This is a genomic window from Anaerostipes faecis, from assembly GCF_910574135.1.
GTDB lineage: Bacteria > Bacillota > Clostridia > Lachnospirales > Lachnospiraceae > Anaerostipes > Anaerostipes hominis.
In genome coordinates this window covers 15,152-35,717 of the sequence record NZ_CAJSYK010000005.1, presented here as the reverse complement: position 1 = coordinate 35,717, position 20,566 = coordinate 15,152, and the positions used below count along the sequence as shown (strand labels likewise).

General features: G+C 44.2%; 20 protein-coding genes. 10 read left to right on the top strand and 10 right to left on the bottom strand.

The annotated features are described in order from the left end of the window. Positions 1 to 49: 49 nt before the first annotated feature. Positions 50 to 451 carry a protease complex subunit PrcB family protein gene (locus QGT46_RS05060; RefSeq protein WP_024729112.1) on the bottom strand — a complete coding sequence of 134 codons (402 nt, stop codon included), beginning with the start codon at positions 449 to 451 and terminating at the stop codon, positions 50 to 52. A 56-nt stretch (positions 452 to 507) separates the two neighbouring features. Beyond that, positions 508 to 1,812, bottom strand: a complete 1,305-nt coding sequence (locus QGT46_RS05055) for a pyrimidine-nucleoside phosphorylase (protein ID WP_148459424.1) — start codon at positions 1,810 to 1,812, stop codon at positions 508 to 510. Between the two features lie 157 nt (positions 1,813 to 1,969). Between QGT46_RS05055 and rbr the strand changes: the two genes are divergently transcribed. The 4 genes from rbr to QGT46_RS05035 all read left to right on the top strand — a co-directional run bounded on the left by rbr (position 1,970) and on the right by QGT46_RS05035 (position 6,989). Then, the gene (gene rbr, locus QGT46_RS05050; protein ID WP_024729110.1) at positions 1,970 to 2,509 is read left to right on the top strand and encodes a rubrerythrin; all 540 of its coding nucleotides are present in this window, start codon (positions 1,970 to 1,972) and stop codon (positions 2,507 to 2,509) included. Between the two features lie 151 nt (positions 2,510 to 2,660). Further along, positions 2,661 to 3,272, top strand: a complete 612-nt coding sequence (locus QGT46_RS05045) for a TetR/AcrR family transcriptional regulator (RefSeq protein ID WP_148459425.1) — start codon at positions 2,661 to 2,663, stop codon at positions 3,270 to 3,272. Then, positions 3,269 to 5,836, top strand: coding sequence for a PEP/pyruvate-binding domain-containing protein (locus tag QGT46_RS05040; protein ID WP_148459426.1), 2,568 nt, complete (start codon positions 3,269 to 3,271; stop codon positions 5,834 to 5,836). Before QGT46_RS05045 ends, QGT46_RS05040 begins: the two co-directional genes overlap by 4 nt. Further along, complete coding sequence (locus QGT46_RS05035; protein ID WP_301589836.1) at positions 5,829 to 6,989, top strand: MFS transporter; 1,161 nt, start codon at positions 5,829 to 5,831, stop codon at positions 6,987 to 6,989. Before QGT46_RS05040 ends, QGT46_RS05035 begins: the two co-directional genes overlap by 8 nt. Positions 6,990 to 7,209: 220 nt before the next feature. Here the strand turns inward: QGT46_RS05035 and QGT46_RS05030 are convergent, their stop codons facing one another. After that, positions 7,210 to 7,665 carry a nucleolar protein 3 gene (locus QGT46_RS05030; RefSeq protein WP_235824603.1) on the bottom strand — a complete coding sequence of 152 codons (456 nt, stop codon included), beginning with the start codon at positions 7,663 to 7,665 and terminating at the stop codon, positions 7,210 to 7,212. Between the two features lie 149 nt (positions 7,666 to 7,814). Here QGT46_RS05030 and QGT46_RS05025 point away from each other — a divergent pair, with 149 nt between their 5' ends. From QGT46_RS05025 to QGT46_RS05015, 3 genes are all read left to right on the top strand, one after another. Next, complete coding sequence (locus QGT46_RS05025; protein ID WP_024729106.1) at positions 7,815 to 8,789, top strand: phosphotransferase; 975 nt, start codon at positions 7,815 to 7,817, stop codon at positions 8,787 to 8,789. Positions 8,790 to 8,843: 54 nt separating this feature from the next. Beyond that, entirely contained in the window at positions 8,844 to 10,568 is a 1,725-nt protein-coding gene (locus tag QGT46_RS05020) for a phospho-sugar mutase (RefSeq protein WP_148459428.1), read from the top strand. A gap of 264 nt (positions 10,569 to 10,832) precedes the next feature. After that, positions 10,833 to 11,135, top strand: coding sequence for a hypothetical protein (locus tag QGT46_RS05015; protein ID WP_301589832.1), 303 nt, complete (start codon positions 10,833 to 10,835; stop codon positions 11,133 to 11,135). A gap of 187 nt (positions 11,136 to 11,322) precedes the next feature. Here QGT46_RS05015 and QGT46_RS05010 read toward each other — a convergent pair whose 3' ends face one another. From QGT46_RS05010 to QGT46_RS04990, 5 genes are all read right to left on the bottom strand, one after another. Next, positions 11,323 to 11,835, bottom strand: coding sequence for a deoxyuridine 5'-triphosphate nucleotidohydrolase (locus QGT46_RS05010; protein WP_148459429.1), 513 nt, complete (start codon positions 11,833 to 11,835; stop codon positions 11,323 to 11,325). An 8-nt stretch (positions 11,836 to 11,843) separates the two neighbouring features. Further along, positions 11,844 to 13,190, bottom strand: coding sequence for a glucose-6-phosphate isomerase (locus tag QGT46_RS05005; protein WP_024729102.1), 1,347 nt, complete (start codon positions 13,188 to 13,190; stop codon positions 11,844 to 11,846). 72 nt (positions 13,191 to 13,262) lie between these two features. Then, the gene (locus tag QGT46_RS05000; protein ID WP_148459430.1) at positions 13,263 to 14,063 is read right to left on the bottom strand and encodes a delta-lactam-biosynthetic de-N-acetylase; all 801 of its coding nucleotides are present in this window, start codon (positions 14,061 to 14,063) and stop codon (positions 13,263 to 13,265) included. A 47-nt stretch (positions 14,064 to 14,110) separates the two neighbouring features. After that, positions 14,111 to 14,812: a hypothetical protein gene (locus QGT46_RS04995; RefSeq protein ID WP_148459431.1), complete on the bottom strand. Its 702-nt coding sequence runs from the start codon at positions 14,810 to 14,812 to the stop codon at positions 14,111 to 14,113. 64 nt (positions 14,813 to 14,876) lie between these two features. After that, a complete protein-coding gene (locus tag QGT46_RS04990) occupies positions 14,877 to 15,593 on the bottom strand; it encodes a 5'-methylthioadenosine/adenosylhomocysteine nucleosidase (RefSeq protein WP_009290203.1) in 717 nt (238 codons plus the stop codon). A gap of 142 nt (positions 15,594 to 15,735) precedes the next feature. Between QGT46_RS04990 and QGT46_RS04985 the strand changes: the two genes are divergently transcribed. Both QGT46_RS04985 and QGT46_RS04980 read left to right on the top strand, forming a co-directional pair. After that, entirely contained in the window at positions 15,736 to 15,981 is a 246-nt protein-coding gene (locus QGT46_RS04985) for a TIGR03905 family TSCPD domain-containing protein (protein WP_009290204.1), read from the top strand. A 25-nt stretch (positions 15,982 to 16,006) separates the two neighbouring features. After that, the gene (locus tag QGT46_RS04980) at positions 16,007 to 17,074 is read left to right on the top strand and encodes an undecaprenyldiphospho-muramoylpentapeptide beta-N-acetylglucosaminyltransferase (protein WP_148459432.1); all 1,068 of its coding nucleotides are present in this window, start codon (positions 16,007 to 16,009) and stop codon (positions 17,072 to 17,074) included. 103 nt (positions 17,075 to 17,177) lie between these two features. On the opposite strand, the gene QGT46_RS04975 is transcribed toward QGT46_RS04980, so the two are convergent. Next, positions 17,178 to 18,068, bottom strand: a complete 891-nt coding sequence (locus tag QGT46_RS04975; protein WP_148459433.1) for a PHP domain-containing protein — start codon at positions 18,066 to 18,068, stop codon at positions 17,178 to 17,180. 127 nt (positions 18,069 to 18,195) lie between these two features. Between QGT46_RS04975 and QGT46_RS04970 the strand changes: the two genes are divergently transcribed. Further along, the gene (locus QGT46_RS04970) at positions 18,196 to 19,128 is read left to right on the top strand and encodes an AraC family transcriptional regulator (RefSeq protein WP_148459434.1); all 933 of its coding nucleotides are present in this window, start codon (positions 18,196 to 18,198) and stop codon (positions 19,126 to 19,128) included. Between the two features lie 47 nt (positions 19,129 to 19,175). Here QGT46_RS04970 and QGT46_RS04965 read toward each other — a convergent pair whose 3' ends face one another. Then, on the bottom strand, positions 19,176 to 20,564 hold the full coding sequence (locus QGT46_RS04965; RefSeq protein WP_137330115.1) for an MFS transporter: 1,389 nt from the start codon (positions 20,562 to 20,564) through the stop codon (positions 19,176 to 19,178). Between the last annotated feature and the right edge of the window lie 2 nt (positions 20,565 to 20,566).

Here is a 20,566-nt window from a genome sequence, read left to right as displayed (position 1 = left end):
TTTCACTGCTTGAAAATCAATAAAACAATTCTAAAGTTTTTGTGACATATCACAAAAATACTACGTCTTTTTCATAATTCTGGCTCTTGATCACGATATATGGATATGAATATCCTTTTTCCTGCTGCCGCTTCGGAACTCCGATCAGGTTCGTGTCTATATAGACATGGCCTTCATCCATGGTCATCTTTTTCACCCGGACCTTATATCCGCTTCCTGTCTGTTTCCCATATCCGATCACATAGTACATTGTCTCTTTCATAGAATACGTAAAATGAAAAACTTTATCCTTCTGTTCATTAATTCGTGCCGCTAATTCTTTCGGCAAATTTTCTTTTTTGCAGACTGCATAGTCTACATTCTCTTTTGCGCCGTGCTTTTCCTGATTTAAGCATCCGACACACAAACAGCAGCTTACAGCCATCATGATAAAAACGATATATCTTTTCATAGCGCGCTCCGTTTTTTTATTAACTTATGAAAAAAGAAGCCCTCTCATGAATTCTTTTAAGAAAGTATCTCTTTGATCAGCGGCCCCGGCTCCTTCATCTCAGACTCAACCGTCACATTTTTCAGAAAATGCTCTTTTGCTTTTGCCAGTTTTTCTTTATCGTTGGCGTATATGACCGCCAGTCCTTCCCCTTTTCTTACTGCCTCTCCTTTTTTCTTCCGGAGCACCAACCCCACAAACGGATCGACCGCGCTTTCCTTCGTTTCTCTTCCTCCGCCCAGCAGGAGAGAACAGACTCCGATCTCCTGTGTGTTAAAAGCAGTGACAAAACCGTTTTTTACAGAGGGGATTTCTTCTATATAACCTGCCTTGCAGAAATTTTCCGGATATTCGATCCATGACGGATCTCCCCCCTGTGCCGTGACAAATTCCGTGAATTTATGCAGCGAGCTTCCGTCCGAGATCTTCTGTTTTAATATCTTTCGTGCCTCCTGCGGTGTTTCCGCTTTCTTTGCCATACAGAGCATCCGGGAGCCAAGCGTCAGCACAAGCTCCGTAAAATCTTCGGGACCTTCTCCCTTAAGTGTATCAATGGCCTCTTTTACCTCCAGCGCGTTGCCGACTGCTCTTCCCAAAGGCTGATCCATATCCGATATGACCGCTGCCATATTTTTTCCGGCAGTTTTCCCGATCCGGATCATAGCCTCCGAAAGCTTCCTGGCATCCTCAAAGTTTTTCATAAAAGCACCGCTGCCGCACTTCACATCCAGCAGTATGGCATCCGCGCCGGCCGCAAGCTTTTTGCTCATAATACTGCTGGCGATCAGCGAGATCTGATCTACGGTTGCCGTCACGTCACGAAGTGCATATAAAAGCTTATCCGCCGGTGCCAGGTCTTTTGTCTGTCCCATGATCGCTATGCCCACAGATGCTACCTGTTCCATAAACCGCTCCTCTGTGAGCGCTGTCTGAAATCCCGGAATGCTTTCCAGTTTATCAATGGTTCCTCCTGTATGTCCCAGTCCTCTTCCCGACATTTTTGCAACAGGAACACCACAGGACGCCGCCAGCGGTCCCAGCGCAAGAGAGGTCTTATCCCCCACTCCTCCGGTGCTGTGTTTATCTGCTTTGATGCCCGGAATCCCTGACAGATCCAGCCGGTCTCCGCTCTCTGCCATGGCCATCGTGAGTTCAAAAGTCTCCTGTGTGTCCATTCCCCTGAAATACACTGCCATCATCATTGCCGACATCTGGTAATCCGGAATTTTTCCATGTAAATAGTTGTCTGTCATCCACCTGATTTCTTCTTTTGCAAGGGAATATCCATCTCTTTTTTTCAAGATCAGATCATACATTCTCATAGGGGCCGCCTCCTTTAAGCATACATTGCGTCCATTAATTGAATATTTTATCCTTATTGTACCATAATAATAACAGAGTATGTATTGACTTATATACTTATATCTGAGACAATAAAACAATAATAATTACTATTATAAAATTAGGAGGTTATGTGGAATGCCAAATTTAAAAGGAACGAAGACAGAACAGAACTTGATGGCTGCATATGCGGGGGAGTCACAGGCACGTACAAAATACGATTTTTATGCAAGCCAGGCAAAAAAGGACGGCTATGTGCAGTTCGGCAATATCTTTGCTGAAACCGCATTGAATGAAAAAGAACATGCAAAAATCTGGTTTAAACTACTGCATGACGGAATGCCTTCAACAGAAGTCAACTTAAAAGATGCTGCTGCGGGAGAAAATTTTGAATGGACGGATATGTATCCGACTTTTGCCAAAGAAGCAAAAGAAGAAGGTTTTGATGAAATCGCAGCCCTGTTTGAGATGGTTGCAGGCATCGAAAAACGCCATGACGAACGCTATCAGCAGCTTACAGAGAATATCGACAAAGGAATTGTTTACAGGAGAGATACAGAACAGGCATGGATCTGTACAAACTGCGGACATGTACATTACGGAACCGAGGCGCCTGAAGTATGTCCGGTCTGTGCACATCCGAAAAAATTCTTCCAGATTCATTCAGAAGACTATTAAAAAGAAACGGAGACAAAAAGCCGCGGCAGACTATGATGTTCTGCCGCGGCTTTTAAGTTAAAAATTAGCCTTGACAAGCGACCATCGGTCGCTATATAATAAAAGCGAAACAAGAAACGACCGATGGTCGCTATAAGGAGCTATCATAAATATGCCAAAAGGAATTATGCTTACACCAGAACAACAAGAAGAACGCCGAGAAGAAATAATCAGTGTTGCTTTGCAGCTCATAGAGAAAAATGGATTCCAAAAAACATCAATGAGGGAAATTGCGATTTTAGCAAACATGGGAAAGTCCAGTCTGTATGATTTTTTCAAAACGAAAGACGAGATTGTTGTATATGCAGTTGAGAAAGAAATAGAAGAAACAATTAAAAAGGTTCATAGGATTATTGCCGATGAATCCTCGCCGGAACAGTGTCTTAGAAAAATCATGCTGAATCATCTTGGAGTACCAAAGCAGTATCGAACGGTGCTGATGTGGTTAAATACAGAATCTGACTATTTAGAAGAAGATTATCGAAATCGGCTGAAAACTGCGCGTTACGCATATCAGGATATTATAAAATCTGTAATTGAAAATGGAGTGGAATCAGGCGTCTTCCGTAAGACGAATGCCGATCTTATGACGCGTTTGTTAATTAACTCCATTATATCAAGCATTTACACATCCCGACCATCAGCCAGTCCGGAGAAAATGCTTGATGAAACAATGGATATATTTCTACACGGAATTATGAATGATGGAGGTGAATTATTATGATTTATTATACTCTACCCTTGTTGCATAAACAGGCAACCCTTGAAATGGTCGGCGGAAAAGGTATGTCTTTATCAAAACTTTTGACAGCGGGTATCCCTGTGCCGGAGGGCTTTCATGTTACGACTACTTCATACAAGATTTTTGTTGAAAAGAACCATATTCAGCCTCACATTAATAAGTTGCTGGACGGTATTGACTCTAACAATACCAGCCAGCTTGAAAATGTATCTACGCAGATAGGGATGCTTTTCCATAATGGAGAAATGCCGCAGGAAGTATCAGATGCAATTAAAACCGCATATGCCGGATTGGGAAATATAGCGGTGGCTGTCCGTTCCTCCGCAACCGCCGAGGATTTGCCCGACGCTTCTTTTGCAGGCCAGCAGGAAACCTATCTTAACATACAAGGTGAGAATGAAGTTCTTGACGCTGTAAAGAGGTGCTGGGCTTCCCTATGGACAGCTCGCGCTATTGCTTACCGCGTGAAGAATGATATAAAGCAGGAAATTGTCGCACTTGCTGTTGTAGTACAAAAGCTTGCGTTTTCCGATGCGTCCGGCGTTATGTTTACGCTAAACCCCATCAATGGCAGACGTAGCGAAATGATTGTTAACGCCGCGTGGGGACTTGGCGAATCGGTGGTTTCTAGCTTAGTCACCCCTGATACAATCGTTGTAGATAAAAATGCTGAACGAATTGTATCGTATGAAGTAGCAAACAAAGAGATTATGACAGTCCGCAACTCAGATGGAACAGAAGAAATCCCAACTCCTGAACAGTTGAGGAAAAAACATGCGCTTACTCGCAATCAAGTTATGCGATTGACACAGCTTGGAAAAAAAATTGAGAAGTATTATGAAATGCCTATGGATGTAGAGTGGGCACTGGAAAAAGATAAGTTGTATATTGTTCAGGCTCGCCCCATTACTGTCCTACCGCCGGAATGGACATTACCGGAAAAGGATGTTATATATACAAAAGGCAGTCTAGCGGAACACTTGCCAAATCCTGTTACGCCTTTGTTCGCCACACTTGGGCTTGAAATAGTCAACCGTGCGTCGGCGCTTTTATGGGTAGATATGTTTGGTAAAAGTGCGAAAAAGCTACTGCCAGAAAACGGAGCATATACGATTATTAACGGATATGTTTATCTTTCCGCTAATTCAAAGCCACTTTTGATTGCTGTCAAATCCCTTTCACCCCGTTCTTTACGCCGTGCGCTCACGAACAGTGTTGCACGCTGGGAAACAGCACGAAAAGAATTTGAGGATGTGATTAAACAATGGGAAGAAAAGCCCCTGCATACGCTGAATGCCCATCAAATAATGGAGGGGATTCAGACTGTATTTTATGCCGCTTGTATTTATTTTACAAGAATTCAGCTTACATTGCCAGCCGCCTCTATCAGCGAAACATTGTTTACAAAATTTTTTCAGGGAGCGGCTCGTCGCGCTGGTATGACAGATATTTCTGTTTTCCTGCTTGGATTTGATACGATTGCTCTGCAAGCCGAAAAGAACCTGTGGAGTCTCTCGGAATGGGTTAAGCAAAATAATACTCTCAACCTTTATCTGCAAAGTAATCCAACAGCAAAGATAGCGGAAAATTTTATGTCCTCAGTTCCGCCTGACGAAGTTTCGCTGGAAGTATGGATAGAATGGAAAAATCGAATCAATCAGTATTTTAAAGAGTTTGGTCGTACCGCTTATGAATTTGATTTTGCATATTCCACACCGCAGGAAACACTTACACCAACCTTTGAATCCATAAAAACCTTTGTAGAAGGCAAAGGTGAAAGTCCTTTTTTACGTCAATCCAAATTTGAAAAGCATAGGAAACAGGCAGAAGAAGAAATTTTACAACATATAGGTAGCTCACGCAAAAAACTGTTTTTGAAGTTGCTCCATTGGGCGCAGGAAACTGCTCCTATGCGTGAAAATGCTATTTATTGCATGGGAATGGGGCATCCTCTGATTCGCCAGATGTTTCATGAAATTTCGGCACGCCTTATACGTGGCGGAGCTACTTCGCATATAGATGATATTTATTGGCTCACAAAATTGGAATTGGAAAAACTCATAGTACAGTTAGACAAAAATATACCTTTATCCGATAGAAGAAATTCGATACTTGAGCGAAAAGCGGAACTCAAAAAGTATCAGGGCTATGTGCCACCAGCTCAGTTACCTGAGAAGAAAGTAAAAAGCATATCACATGCACCACAGAAACAAAAAGATGGAAAAACCGTGTTGAGGGGTATAGGAACCAGTTCTGGTGTCGTGACAGCTCGTGCCTGCGTACTAAATAGTCCGGCAGATTTTAAAAATTTCCAGCCAGGAAGTGTTTTGGTTGCCGTTACTACAACTCCGGCTTGGACACCCTTATTTGCCTCTGCAAGTGGAATTGTAACGGATATTGGAGGTCCTCTCAGTCATTCAAGTATTGTTGCACGGGAATGTGGTATCCCTGCCGTTATGGCGACACACACAGCCACGAGAAGTATTAAAAATGGACAAATGATAACGGTGGACGGCTCGGAGGGGACGGTGACGATTGATGAATAAAAAACCGATTTTCGCTTTAAATCTTGCTACTTTGGTGATTGCGTTAGGATATAGCTTAATTCTTCCGGTCATGCCATTTTACATGGAAAATCTAGGTGCTGGCGGTCGTGAGCTTGGATGGCTCACTGCCGTATATGCTCTGGCACAAACAGTATGCGCACCTTTTTGGGGTGCACTGTCCGACCGAATTGGTAGAAAGCCGATTATCAGCATTGGTATTATAGGATATTCCATCAGTTTGTTCCTGTTCGGTTTGGCTTCATCCTTTTGGACACTATTTATAGCTCGCAGTTTATCGGGTATTTTGTCATCTGCTACGTCCGTTGCATCTTTGGCATATGTTGGAGATTCCAGCTCGGAGGAAGAAAGAAGCAAGAATATGAGTCAACTTGGAGCTTCAATGAGCGTTGGCGTAATGATGGGACCATTATTGGGAGGCATTCTTGCAGGCTATTCGCTTGCGCTCCCATTTTTTACAGGAGCCGGCATTTCATTTATTGCCTTTCTGCTAATTCTAACACTTTTGCCAGAGTCAATTGAGCGTTCAGGACAGACGAAAAAAAGAAAACCCTTTGATTTTTCAGACCTGAAAAGTATAATTTTTGGCTCAGCAGGAATGGTTTTGATACTTATTTTCGTCGTGCATTTCTGTCAAACAGGCTTGCAAGGAATTACGGGGCTGTATGTCGTAGATAAGTTTGGATTTTCCACTAAGCAAGTTGGTGTTATTTGGATGGCTCTAGCAGGTATTTTGATTGTAGTACAAGGCTTTTTGACTGGTCCTTTAGCAAAAAAAATTGGTGAGAAGCGACTAATACTGATAGGTATGTTTTGCAAAGCCTTAGTAGCATTTGCCATGGTATTGACAACTGGGTTTGTTAGTGTGTTGGTGGTTTTTGGCTTATTTGCGGTATCTTCTGCTATTACAGTACCCACATTAAACGCAACCCTTTCAAAAACTGACAATCAGCATAAAGGAACACTGATGGGATTTGCCAGTACCGCCGGAAATCTTAGCAAAGTTATTGCTCCTTTATTAACTGGGTATCTGTATGAAAGCAATATTGAATTACCATATATAACCACGGGAGGGATAGCTTTAACCGGAGTGGTTATCTGCTATATCTGGATAAAAAATCAAAAGAACAAATGATGGAAGAGGACGTTTATATGGAGGTTATACACAGTAACTAATCTGGTATAGAAATTCAATTGAGGCTTTTCTGCTTTATTAAAGTCTTGCTACTACTTAAACCTATAAAAAGAACTGTCAGCCTCCGAAATATTTTTCCTCATTTTTTCATACTTATGCTCTTCCCCTCTATGTAATAAAAAGCACACAGGAACTATAAATTCCTATGTGCTTTTTATACTTATTTTTTCTTCACGGATAAAATCTGCATGTTTGCCTGGCCTTCTAAGGCTCCATAAGTAAAGGAGATCTTTGTGCCCGGTTCCATGTCATTTAAAGCGTCCATGACCTTCTCATCCTCTATGATGAACGTCTTGTATTCCCCGCTGGACATCTTTACTTCCACTGAATTACTGTCGCCGAAACCATTGTATACTCCAGTTGCACTTATCGGTTTCTTCTGCTCATCCTTTTTGTCTGCGATCGTAGCTTCAGTTGTGGATTTCGCAGCTTCAGTGGTTGCTTCGGTCTCCTCAGTAGCTACCGTGGACACTTCCTCGCTGGCGGTTGTCTCCTCTGTTTCAGCCGTTGTGGCTTCTGTGGAACCCTCGGAGCTTGGGCTCTTCTTTCCACATGCCATCAGGCCAACAGCCCCGATCATCAGCATACATGTTATAAATAAATATTTTTTTCTCATATTTTTGTTCCTCCAATTGTACTTCTGTAACATTTGTAACATTTAGATTAGTACCAGTATACCTCATTTTTTTCCGAATTACAAGACGATATCATATCCGGCACCCCGGGCACATACAATTAGAGGTAGAACTTTGAGGAGGGCATATTGTGAACGACAAATACAAAATACTTTTAGATCAATATGATCTGCATATTGATTATTTAAAAAGAGGCCGCGGCGAGATCATCTGCGGCACTGATCAGGGGTTATTTGCCCTGTCTGCTACGAAACTGTCCGAAGAACGTCTGGCTGTCGAACATCAGTGGAAAGAAGAATTGATTGACCAGGGATTTACAAAAATTGACCAATATATCGTAAACAAAGAACATGAATTTATTTCTTATGATAAATACTATGAGCCTTTTGTTATGAGAAGGACTTTCAATGGTACAGAATGCAATATCCACTCTCCTTCCGATCTGTCTTCCGCCTGCAGGAATCTTGCCTCTTTCCATCGCGCGTCAGGCAGAATTCCCTACCATGCGGACTACGGGACGCCTCATTTCTCCCTGACAAAGAGCTATCATCAGCGGAGACGGGAGCTTAAAAGTATTTGGAAATATATCGGGAGCAGAAAGAACAAAGGAGACTTCGAGTATCTTTTTTTGCAGGAGATTCAGCCTTTTTGGAAACAGCTTGAGGATTCCAGCGCGAAAATGGAAAAACTTACAGGGTTAAGGGAAGGCTGGTGCCACGGTTCCTACAACCATCATAATGTGCTGATAGGACCCCATGGGACTGCCACACTTCACTTTGAACATTTTTATTATGGCTATCCTCTGACCGATCTGTATTATTTTATCCGAAAGGCTCTGGAAAAAAATGATTATCAGTTCAGTATCTGTGAGACTATGCTGAAAGGCTACAATAAAGTTCAGCGCCTCACAATGAATGATTATTCTTTTTTGTATGTGCTTTTTTTATACCCGGAAAAGCTTTGGAAAATCTCAAATCAATACATGAATCATAAGAAACACTGGGTATCTCCAAGATATCTCAATAAGCTTCAGGATATTGTTGATTTAAAAGAAAAAAGAGAGAAATTTCTTTTACAATATCACAACTTTTATAATGTTTTTTAGGCCCAAATAAGTTATAATAAAACATAAGGAAAAACGTAAAGGAGGAGCACTACTATGAACTATCAGGAAACATATCAGGAATGGCTTAACAATCCATATTTTGATGAAGCTACAAAAGAGGAACTTAAGAACATTCAGGATGATGACAACGAGATCAAAGAGCGGTTTTACTCTGACCTGGCTTTTGGAACAGCAGGCCTTCGCGGGATCATCGGTGCCGGCATCAACCGTATGAATATCTATGTTGTCCGCAAGGCGACTCAGGGACTCGCAGACTATATCCTGGAACAGGGCACGGACAAAAAGCGCGTTACCATTGCTTTTGACTCCCGGCATATGTCTCCGGAATTTGCTGAGGAAGCAGCCCTGTGCCTGGCAGCAAACGGCATCAAAGCATATATTTTTGAATCACTTCGTCCGACTCCGGAATTGTCCTTTGCAGTCCGTTACTATAACTGCATTGCAGGAATCAATATTACCGCCAGCCACAATCCTCCGGAATATAACGGCTATAAAGTATACTGGGAGGACGGTGCCCAGTTTACGCCGCCTCACGACAAAGGGGTAACCGCCAAGGTAAACGCCATCACAGATATTTCCAAGGTTAAGACAATGTCCAGGGAGGAGGCGATCAGAGCTGGATTATATGAAGTAATCGGCTCCGAAGTCGACGATGCATACATCACCGAAGTAGAAAAGCAAGTACATAATCAGGATGCGATCGACCAGATGGCATCAAAATTAAAAATTGTCTATACTCCTCTGCACGGAACAGGAAATCTCCCTGTCCGCCGCGTATTAAAGGATTTAGGCTTCCAGAATGTCTATGTAGTGCCGGAGCAGGAACTGCCCGACGGGGCTTTCCCAACCGTAAGCTATCCAAACCCGGAATCCAAAGAGGCATTTGAACTTGGCCTGAAGCTTGCCAAAGAAAAGGATGCCGACCTTGTATTGGCAACAGACCCTGATGCCGACCGCCTCGGAGTCTATGTGAAAGATTCAAAGACCGGAGAATATATCGCACTGACCGGCAATATGTCCGGTTCTCTTCTGTGTGAATATGTTTTAAGCCAGAAGAAAGCCATGAACGGATCTCTCCCGGATGACGGAGCCGTTGTAAAATCTATTGTCACAACCAACCTGGTGGACGCAGTGGCCGAGGGCTACGGCGTAAACCTGATCGAAGTGCTCACAGGCTTCAAATTCATCGGACAGCAGATGCTGAACTTTGAAAATACGGGCAAAGGAACTTACCTGTTCGGTCTGGAAGAAAGCTACGGCTGCCTGATCGGAACTTATGCAAGGGATAAGGATGCGGTATCCGCAACCGTAGCCCTCTGTGAAGCTGCCGCATATTATATGACCCAGGGTAAGACCTTGTGGGATGCAATGACCGACATGTATGAGAAGTACGGCTATTATCTGGATAAAGTCAAAGCCCTTGAATTTGCAGGGCTGGACGGAGCTGAAAAGATCCAGAATATGCTCAAGTCTCTGAGAGAGAATCCGCCGAAAGAAATCGGAGGACTCAAGGTATTAAAATCCCGGGATTACCAGAACGACACGATCACTGATCTTACCACCGGTGAGACAGTTCCAACCGGTCTTCCATCTTCTAACGTGCTCTACTACGAACTGGAAAACAACGCATGGCTTTGCGTGCGTCCTTCCGGAACAGAGCCTAAGATCAAGTTCTACTATGGAGTGAAAGGTTCCTCCATGGAAGATGCAGAGGCCATCGGTGACAAGATCGAGACCTGGGTAGGACAGTTTTCTTAATCATTAAACTATGACGGAAAAGACGGATCAGGAGGATGCCTGCTCCGTCTTTTTTCTGCCCTGTTTATGTGATAAAATAAATGTAATAAAACTTCTACACAAGCATTGCAGACAGTGGGTTGATTATGGGCGGATATCAGATAAAAAACAGAAGAAGCCGCTCCCTCTTTCTCTTCCGATTCCCTCAAGGATGTTTACCTTCAGTATACAAAGGATGATCTTCTGGAGATCGCCCATATCCATCAGCTGGATCACTGTTCACAGATGGAGAAGCCTGATCTGGCCTCATATCTTTCTGAATACATCTTAAACCCCGGCGCCATGAATACAGAGAATTTCAGGAAACGCAGGGAACTGACATGGAAACAGATCCAGTACTGCTACTACTGTGTCCGTATTTACGTAGCCGCACCGCTTGAGCATATCGCCGAACTGTACAACGAGTATGAGCAGGCAGATACCTTTGCCGGGAAGATGATGGGTCTGTACGCAGACACCCGTCTGTTCATAGCTTCCGGCCATACCCCGGCAGAACTGGAGCATATGAAACACCGGGAAAATTCCTGAAACCATTCACCTTTTTATGATTACAAATGTTTCTATACTAGAAGGTATCATGGAAATTACAAAAACTTTTTCCCCTGAATATCATATCATTGGCCACAAACTCTCAAAAACGTGATATTTACATATTCAGGCATATACTTTCTGTCAAAAAAAGACCCTGCCCTTTAAAGGCAAGGTCTTTTTTCTGTTATTTGGTTGTGCTGCCGAATCCGCCGTTGCGGACTTCCTTTGCATCATCGTCTATGGTCACACCATATTCCATAAAAATGCCCTGTACGATCCCGGTTCCCGCTTCTACTCTGACAACCTTTCCTTCATTAGAATCGTTGGTGAGCTTTACAAAGATATGTCCCTCGTTGTCTGAATAAAAGTAATCACTGTCAATGATCCCTACCGTATTGTTCATCTGAAGGCGGAATTTAAACCCAAGGCCGCTGCGCGGAAACAGGTTCAGTACCCAGCTTTGCTCCATATACACACGGATGCCTGTCGGGATCTTGATCGTCTCACCCGGTTTGAGTTCAAAATCAACCGGACTGTAAAAATCGTACCCGGCGGAACCTCTGGTAGCCCTTCTGGGAAGCTCAATGCCGTCAAAAATCTGTCTCACTTCATCCTCGGAGATACCTTCAAAGGTATCCTGCCAGCTTTCTAAAAACTGTCCAAAACTTACTTTATGGAACTGTGCAATCTTTTTCATTTGTTCTCCTATAATCTCTTTAATAAGTCTTCTCTTCTGTCTTCAAATCCAGGTTTTCCAAGCAGGGCAAACATATTTTTCTTGTATGCTTCCACTCCCGGCTGGTCGAATGGATTCACGCAGTTTAAGTAACCGCTCATACCGCACGCAGACTCAAATGTGTAGAACAGCTGCGCAAGATGGTATGCATCCATCTTAGGAATATCAAATCTTAAGTTCGGAACGCCTCCGTCCACATGAGCTAAGATGGTTCCCTTCATAGCGTTCTGGTTTACGAAGTTCATAGACTTGCCTGCCAGATAATTTAATCCATCCAGATCGTTTTCTTCTGCTTCGAGCACAATATCTAATTCCGGTTCTTCCACGTTCAGCACGGTCTCAAAGTGGTTGGAAGATCCGTCCTGGATGAACTGTCCTAAAGAATGAAGGTCTGTGGAGAAGTCAACGGATGCAGGGAAGATACCTTTTCCGTCTTTTCCTTCGCTTTCTCCGTATAACTGTTTCCACCACTCAGAGATAAAGTGGAGGTTCGGCTCGTAGTTTGCAAGTATCTCCATGCCCTTTCCTCTGCGCATGAGAATGTTTCGGATCGCAGCATACAGCATAGCCGGATTTTCCTTAAACGGCGCGTTAAGGAACATCTCTCTTCCGTCCTGGAATCCTTTTACGAACTCATCAATATCAATTCCCGCAGCTGCGATCGGAAGGAGTCCTACGGCTGTCAGGACTGTAAAGCGTCCTCCTACATCATCCGGCACAACGAAGGTCTCGTATCCCTCGTCTGTGGCAAGTGTCTTCAATGCCCCCCTTGCCTTGTCTGTGGTAGCGTAGATGCGCTTGTTTGCTTCTTCTTTTCCGTATTTGTCTTTGAGAAGTTTTTTGAAGATACGGAATGCAATTCCGGGTTCTGTCGTCGTTCCTGATTTGGAGATAACATTTACAGAGAAATCTCTGTCTCCGATCACGTCGATCAGCTGTTTTACATATGTACCGCTGATATTATGTCCGGCAAAATATACTTCCGGAGCTTTTCTCACTTCTTTGTCCAGCTTGTTGTTAAAGTTGTTGGACAGCCCTTCGATCACGGCTCTGGAACCAAGGTAGGATCCTCCGATCCCAATGACAACCAATACATCGGAATCGCTCTTAATCTTGTCAGCAGCTTTTTTGATTCTCACAAACTCTTCTTTATCATAATCCACAGGAAGATCTATCCATCCTAAGAAGTCATTTCCCGGGCCTTTTCTTGACAGCAAATACTCTTTCGCATCCGAAACCTGCTTCTCGATCATATCGATCTCATGGTCCCTGATAAAATCTTTTGCGTTGCTGTAATCAAACTTAATTTTTCCCATGTCTTTCTCCTTTACTGTTGTCTCTCTTGTTTAAATGCGTTATCTATATTTTAACAAATAACACCCTTCTATTCAATAGTCCGGGAGCTTTTTCAGCGACCGGAATTCAAATCCTTTTGCCCTCATATTCTTGATAACGGTCTCCAGTGCTTCCGCGTTAGACTGGGATACATTGTGCATCAGCGGAATGGCTCCATTGTGGTAATTTTCTTCAAAATGCTGGACCACATAGTCTTTGCCCGGCTGGCTGTTCACATTAAAATCCACATATGCCATACTCCAGAAAACTGTCTTATATCCGAGCTTCTTTGTCAGCGCCAATGTATGTTCGCTGTATTCTCCCATAGGCGGGCGCATAAACATATCCATATCATAACCGGTTGCTTTTTTGCAGTATTCCGCACAGTCAATGAGTTCCTGCTTATTGTCCCTGTCTGAGACCGTCGGCATGCTCTTATGGTGGACCGTATGATTTCCCACCACATGTCCCTCTTTCTTCATTCTCTTTACTAAATCCGGATTTTCCCGGATGAAAGGCTTTGTCACAAAAAATGCCGCCGGCACTTTCTCTTTCTTCAATACATCCAAAATTTTGGGCGTAAAACCATTTTCGTATCCGCAGTCAAAGGTCAGATACATCACTTTCTTATTTTTCGCCTTCGTATCCACCGAGTATGCATCATATTTGGACAGATCCACATTCTGTGAAAATTCCGGCTGCTGATGTTCTTTATTTCGTTTCAGCCACCATCCTTCTTTTGTATTGCTTCCCTGGCTGATCACTTTCGTAGTCTCCACCTGTGCCTCTTCCTTTTGACAGCCGGCGAGACCAAGCATGCAAATGATACAGAATAATAAAAAAACTTTCCTCATGTTTTGATTTCCTGCTTTTTTATTATTCTATTATGTATACATTAGATTTATAATCCATTTATAAAATCTTTCACCGCCTGCATTTCCTCATCAGTCAGTTCAAATTCTCTGGATGCGGCAGCTTCCTGCCAGTGTCTTTCTATTTTTTTTGCCTCTTTCTTTTCTTCCTTTACCTGCTCCTTTTCTTTCTGCTTCTCCTTCTGCTTTGCCTGTTCTTCTTTTTCCTGTTTTTTCACTGATTTCAGATAGCGGTTAGGGAGGATATTTTCGAGGAAATGGATCAGATTGGCCCTGACGAGCTGTTTTCTGCCATCAAAGGTGATCAGCCTGTCCACAAACACGAGAAACAATCCGGCCGACAGGCTTAAAAACAGACTCTCTGCCACAACACTTAAATCGGCTCCTTCTATGTACCCCCAGACTGCGCCAAGACAACCCATGAAAAAACTCAGGACAGCACACAGCCCGGTGATCTGTTCCATAATCTCGGAAGACACTCCGGCTATCTTGTGATTTTTCATATACTTGTCCACAACACAGGGAATGTTGTTCAGGTTTGCTTCCAGCTGATAGTAACTTTCAAACTTTTTTTTCAGCACTCCCATCCACTGTTTCTTATCCCCGTCCATCTCATAAGAATCTCTCAAAAGCCTGCGGTAATTTCTCCAGACAATAAGCTTTGACAAGACACCTGCTGCCATGACTGCAATCAGTCCCGGTAAAAAAAATGCGTTTTTTAATACATCCATGATATTTCTCCTTCTTCCTTTATGATTCTTATATTATAGAATCACAAAGAGGGGAATACACGGATTATTGCCTTACAAAGTTTGACGCTTCTTTGTCTAAAATACCGTGAATGAGTCTAATTATATGCTTTATTGCAGCTTCCTCAAATTCGCTGTAATTTACTGTTGCTGTGTCGTCGCACTTGTCGGAGATGGCTCTTAAAATCACAAAGGGTACGTCATTTAAGTATGCTGTCTGGGCCATGGCCGCCCCTTCCATCTCCGCACAGTACCCGCCAAAATTCTCGATCAGCCAGTGTTTCTTTTGGTCGCTGGAGATAAACTGGTCGCCGCTTAAAACCCGCCCGGTAAAGCATTGGATATCCGGATTGGCCTTTTTGCAGGCTTCCTCCGCCTCTTTTATCAGTGCGGCATCCGCCTGGAACACAGAACACTCCATACGCGGGATCTCTCCCAGCTGATAACCAAAGCCCACGGCATCCATATCGTGCTGTACAGCATCGCTTGAGATCACGATATCCCCAATCTCAATATCCTTGTACAGGCCGCCTGCGACCCCGGTATTGATCAGTTTTTCCACACCAAAGCTGTCGATCAGTATCTGCGCGCAAACAGCCATGTTTACTTTTCCAATGCCGCTCATAACGACAACCGTGTCATTTCCCCAGAGCCTTCCCTCATAAAAATCCATGGAGGCTTTTGTCTTCTTTTTTACATTCTCCATAGAAGAGATCAGGGATTCCACCTCTTCTTGCATTGCCCCGATAATTCCTATTCTCATAAATCATTCTCCTTTTTACTGTCATTATTTCCGTCTGATAAAAATTATAACACAGCTTCCCCATCTATGTATTCTCCGATTTTTATGATATAATACGGATTACCCATTTGGTATACAATAAAAAAATCAGGAGGTAACTACGATGGTTTACAAAACAAAAGGCGTCTGCAGCAGCGCTATTGAATTTGAGATAGAAGACGATATAATAAAAGACATACAGTTCCGGGGAGGCTGCCAGGGAAATACCACAGGCGTGGCAGCCCTTGTAAAAGGAATGTCAGTAGACGAGGTGATCGAACGGCTTTCGGGCATCCAATGCGGTTTCCGCGGTACCTCATGTCCTGACCAGCTTTCGAAAGCTTTAAAGGAATATAAAGAGACTCATTGACATCTGTTTAATTGATGGAGGTATTATGAAACGAATCGTATTGACCGGAGGGGGTACTGCCGGACATGTCACTCCGAATATGGCATTGGTACCTGCACTGGAGAAAGAGGGATATCAAATCAGCTATATAGGCTCCAAAGAGGGGATGGAAAAGAAGCTGATCGAAGACATTGGTCTTCCCTACTACGGTATTTCCTCCGGTAAGCTCAGAAGATATTTTGATGTGAAGAACTTTACGGATCCCTTTCGGGTCATGAAGGGTTATTTTGACGCTAAGAAAATATTAAAGCAGTTGAAACCCAATGTCGTGTTTTCCAAAGGCGGATTTGTCACCGTTCCTGTTGTCATGGCCGCTAAGCATCTGCGGATCCCTGTCATCATCCATGAATCTGACATGACACCGGGTCTTGCAAATAAATTAAGCATTCCAAGTGCCAATAAGGTTTGCTGCAATTTTCCGGAAACCGTAAAACATCTCCCAGAAGGGAAAGCTGTACTTACTGGTTCACCGATCAGAGAAGAGTTGTTTACCGGTTCTAAGGAAAAAGGCCTTAAGCTTTGCGACTTTACATCTTCAAAACCTGTTCTGCTTATCATCGGCGGAAGCCTTGGTTCCGTTGCCATCAACAATGCGGTCAGGGAAAATATTGATGAGCTGTTGGAGGATTTTCAGATCATCCATATCTGCGGGAAGAATAACCTGGAATCTATGCTTGCAGGCAAAAGCGGTTACCGCCAGTTTGAGTACGTGAAAAAGGAACTGAAGCATCTCTTTGCCTGTGCAGACGTTATCATCTCCAGGGCAGGGGCCAACGCCATCTGTGAGCTCCTGGCCCTCAGGAAGCCAAATATCCTGATTCCGCTGGGATTAAACGCCAGCCGGGGAGACCAGATCTTAAACGCCCAGTCATTCCAGCGGCAAGGCTACAGCTATGTACTGAACGAGGAGGAGGTCACCTCTAAGTCCCTGCTGAACGCAGTGCACGAGGTTTATGACAACCGGGCAAGCTATGTGAATGCCATGAATCAGAGTGAGCTTTCCGATCCCATCGGAACCATCGTTAAGCTGGCCAACGAGCTCGCAAGAAAATAGACGGATTATCTAAGTATTCCATGCAAGAAAATAGTCAGGCCCTTCAAAATGATAGGAAGGGCTTGACTATTTTTATTCTTGATTATTTTTTCTGTTGAACTGTCTACTTCACGATGCTCTCAAGCTGGGGCAGGATTTCATCTTCCGGATGGCTGCAGCCGTGCTGTCCGATACAAATAGACGGCTTGGTCTTCCCGTGGTAATCACTTCCGCAGGTCACAAACAATTCATACTTTCCGGCCTCATGGCTGAAAAACATAGCATCCTCCGGTGAGTGATAACTGCTGAAGGCTTCTACCCCATCAATGCCGGAAACGGCGATCTCTTTCCAGAGTTCCATGTGGTCCTTTAAGTTCACTCCCGGATGCGCCAGCACTGCCTTTCCCCCGCTTTCATGGATCTGAGTTATCACCTCTTCCATAGAAGGGAACTTTATACCCACATGACAGGGTTTACCCTGGGAGTAATAATCCCAGTAAAAATTCACGTAGGGATTGCTGCTTCTGTCTCCTCCCGGACGGTAAGGCAGGAGCAGTTCATGTTCCTTATATTCCGGTTTATTTAATAGAACTTCCGCAAACATCTCCCCTGTCCACCGGTTTTTCCAAAACATAGTTTCCGTCAGGGCTTCCATGTCTTTCTCAGACACATCAAAGCCTAATTTTCTCGTCCCCTCAAGCATCTTAACCGATGCTTCACCGCTCTGCTCTGATATATTGTCCTCGATCTTTTGAAAAGCCGCGTCCCTTTCATCTATTCCATACCCAAGAACATGCAGGTTAACCCCTTGAAAGGTGCAGTCGATCTCTATCCCTGAGATAAAATGAATCCCCTCTTTCTGGGCTGCCTTTCTTCCTTTCTCCACGGCCCAGACACAGTTATGGTCTGCAATGGCCATATACCGGATGCCCTTTTCCTTGCATTTTTGCACTAATTCTTCCGGCTGAAACTCCCCGTCATCACTGAAATAAGAATGCATATGTAAATCTATCATAAAAACCCATACCTCCTGTATATCTGTACACCAGTCACCTTAATATATAAATACCGTCTTTTGCCGATTGAAACAATATAAATTTGGACCTATAATATAAAAAAAACGACAAAAAGGAGGAATCTCTATGCCTTTGCAGGATTGTACAATCTATACTGACCAGGACAGGCGGGAAGTGCGGCCCCACGGAACCATCGAATTCCCGTGTGCCGGCTATGACTCTGTCTATTCTGTTGACAGCGTCAGCAGGATTCCTTGGCACTGGCATGAAGAACTGGAAGTCATCTATCTGTACTCCGGAACTTTAGAGATAAGGGTTCCCGGCAGATCCCTGCGCATGAATGCAGGAGACAGCCTGATGATCAATTCCAATATCCTTCATGAGGCTGAAACCTCCGGCACCTGCCGGCTTCATTCTCTTGTATTTCATCCGGATTTCATATGCGGCTCTGAAAGCTCTGTTTTCTATATAAAGTATATCCAGCCGCTCATCAGCTCCTGTGCCATAGACTGCCTGCAGTTTTCTCCTGTAAACGATACTGTGCCGGAATCCACACAGTGCATCTTAAAGGCTTTCGAGGCCTTTTCTGTAGGTTCACAGGGCCATGAATTTACAGTCAGGGAACAGCTCTCCCGCCTTTGTTTTCTTCTGTATCAAAGCCATGAATCTGTGATCTCAGAAACCACGGCGAGGCCGGACCAGGATTCCTGCCGCATCAAAACAATGATTCATATGATTGAGGAGCGATTTGCGGAACCATTAAAGCTATATGACATCGCAAAGTCCGCCAATATCGGTGAAAGGGAATGTTTACGGTGCTTTCGACGGACGCTGGGGGTCCCGCCCATGCAGTATCTGATCCGCTACCGCCTGTTAAAAGGCGCCCTTATGCTCACCAAGACCAACCAAAGCATCTCGGAAATCTCCATGGGATGCGGTTTCGACAGCCCCAGCAACTTCTCCCGGATGTTTAAGAGGACTTACCAGTGCTCGCCCCGTGAATACCGGAACCGTAATAAAGAACAAAGTGGGCAAGCCCGCCGTCCTGTTATAATATAAAATGCAGGGAGGAAACCTGATTCAAAGGCTCCTTCCCTGCTGTTCATTTATAGCTGACCCTGAAGTTCCCGTTCTGTCAGTTCCTCCATGATCGTTTCATATTTTTTGTCCAGTTTGTACAGGACAAGTGTTATGATGACTACGACCCAGACAATGATCGGTCCCGTTTTATAAATGTTTATGATCATATCAATGGCCGACTGGGGCTGGGTGACTGCTCCTGCCGCAGAGCTCAGATAGCCTGCCAGTGAGAGAAGTCCCGTCATGATGGCTGAGGCCAGGCCGGAACCGATCTTTGTTCCCACCGACCCGCCGGCAAATATCAGGCTCTCCTGGCGGATATGGTGCTTCCACTGTCCGAATTCCACCACATCGCCCAGCATGCCAAAGACAATAGCATTTAACGGCGATAATCCGATACCCCTGATGATACAGCACAAAAGCATCCACTGAAAACTGTAGGGATTGGCAAAGAACACAAGCTGTCCGGCCAGCGCTAACACCGCCCCCGCAAGCGCCATATTCCTCTTGCCGAAGTGTTTTAGCAGGATAGGGCATACGATACACGTGGATGCCACGATGGTCAGAGTTTCCGTCAGATACAGTGTACTGTACATCCATGTATCGTTGTGGAATATGTACTTGCAGTAATATGGCAGAATGGTCCCTGTCACACCGTAGATCACATTCTGCATCATCCAGAGGACCAATACGGCCCAAAAATACTGATTGGTCACTAAAAGCTTTAATGCCTTTAGTGCAGGTATCTTTTCCTGCTTCTCACGGGCTTCAATCTTTACGGTCTCCTGGCAGTTGGCAAAACAGATGATTAAAAGGACCATGGCGATCACAGCCCATATGCCCATGACGATCACCCATGAGGACTGGGTATCCCCGAACAGCTTTACTAACGGCATGGTGCAGGTTACTGCCAGGATACGCCCGAACGGTGACATTCCCATTCTCACGATACTGAGCATGCTCCGCTCCTCAGAACTTCTGGACATCATAGCAGATAGGCTTCCGTAGGGCAGATTGATGGCCGTATAACAGATGGTCGTACAAAAATTATACGTCACAAACATATACAGAAACTGCAGAAAGTTTGTCGTGTGGGGCACTGTGAATAACAGCACGGCTGAGACGGCATACGGTGCCGCCATCCACAGGATCCACGGCCTTGATTTCCCCCATTTGGAGTTGGTTCGTTCCACAATAAATCCCATGATAACGTCAGAGAATCCGTCAAATACTCTGGAGAGCAGCATGACCATTCCGACTGTTGCGGCAGAGACTCCCACGTAATCTGTGTAAAACAGCGTCAGCACCGTGCTGATCATCCCAAAAACCACATTGCACGCCGTATCTCCGCATCCATAAGAGAATCTTGTTTTCCATGATAATTTTTCTAATATCGTTCCTTGCTTCTTTTCCATTC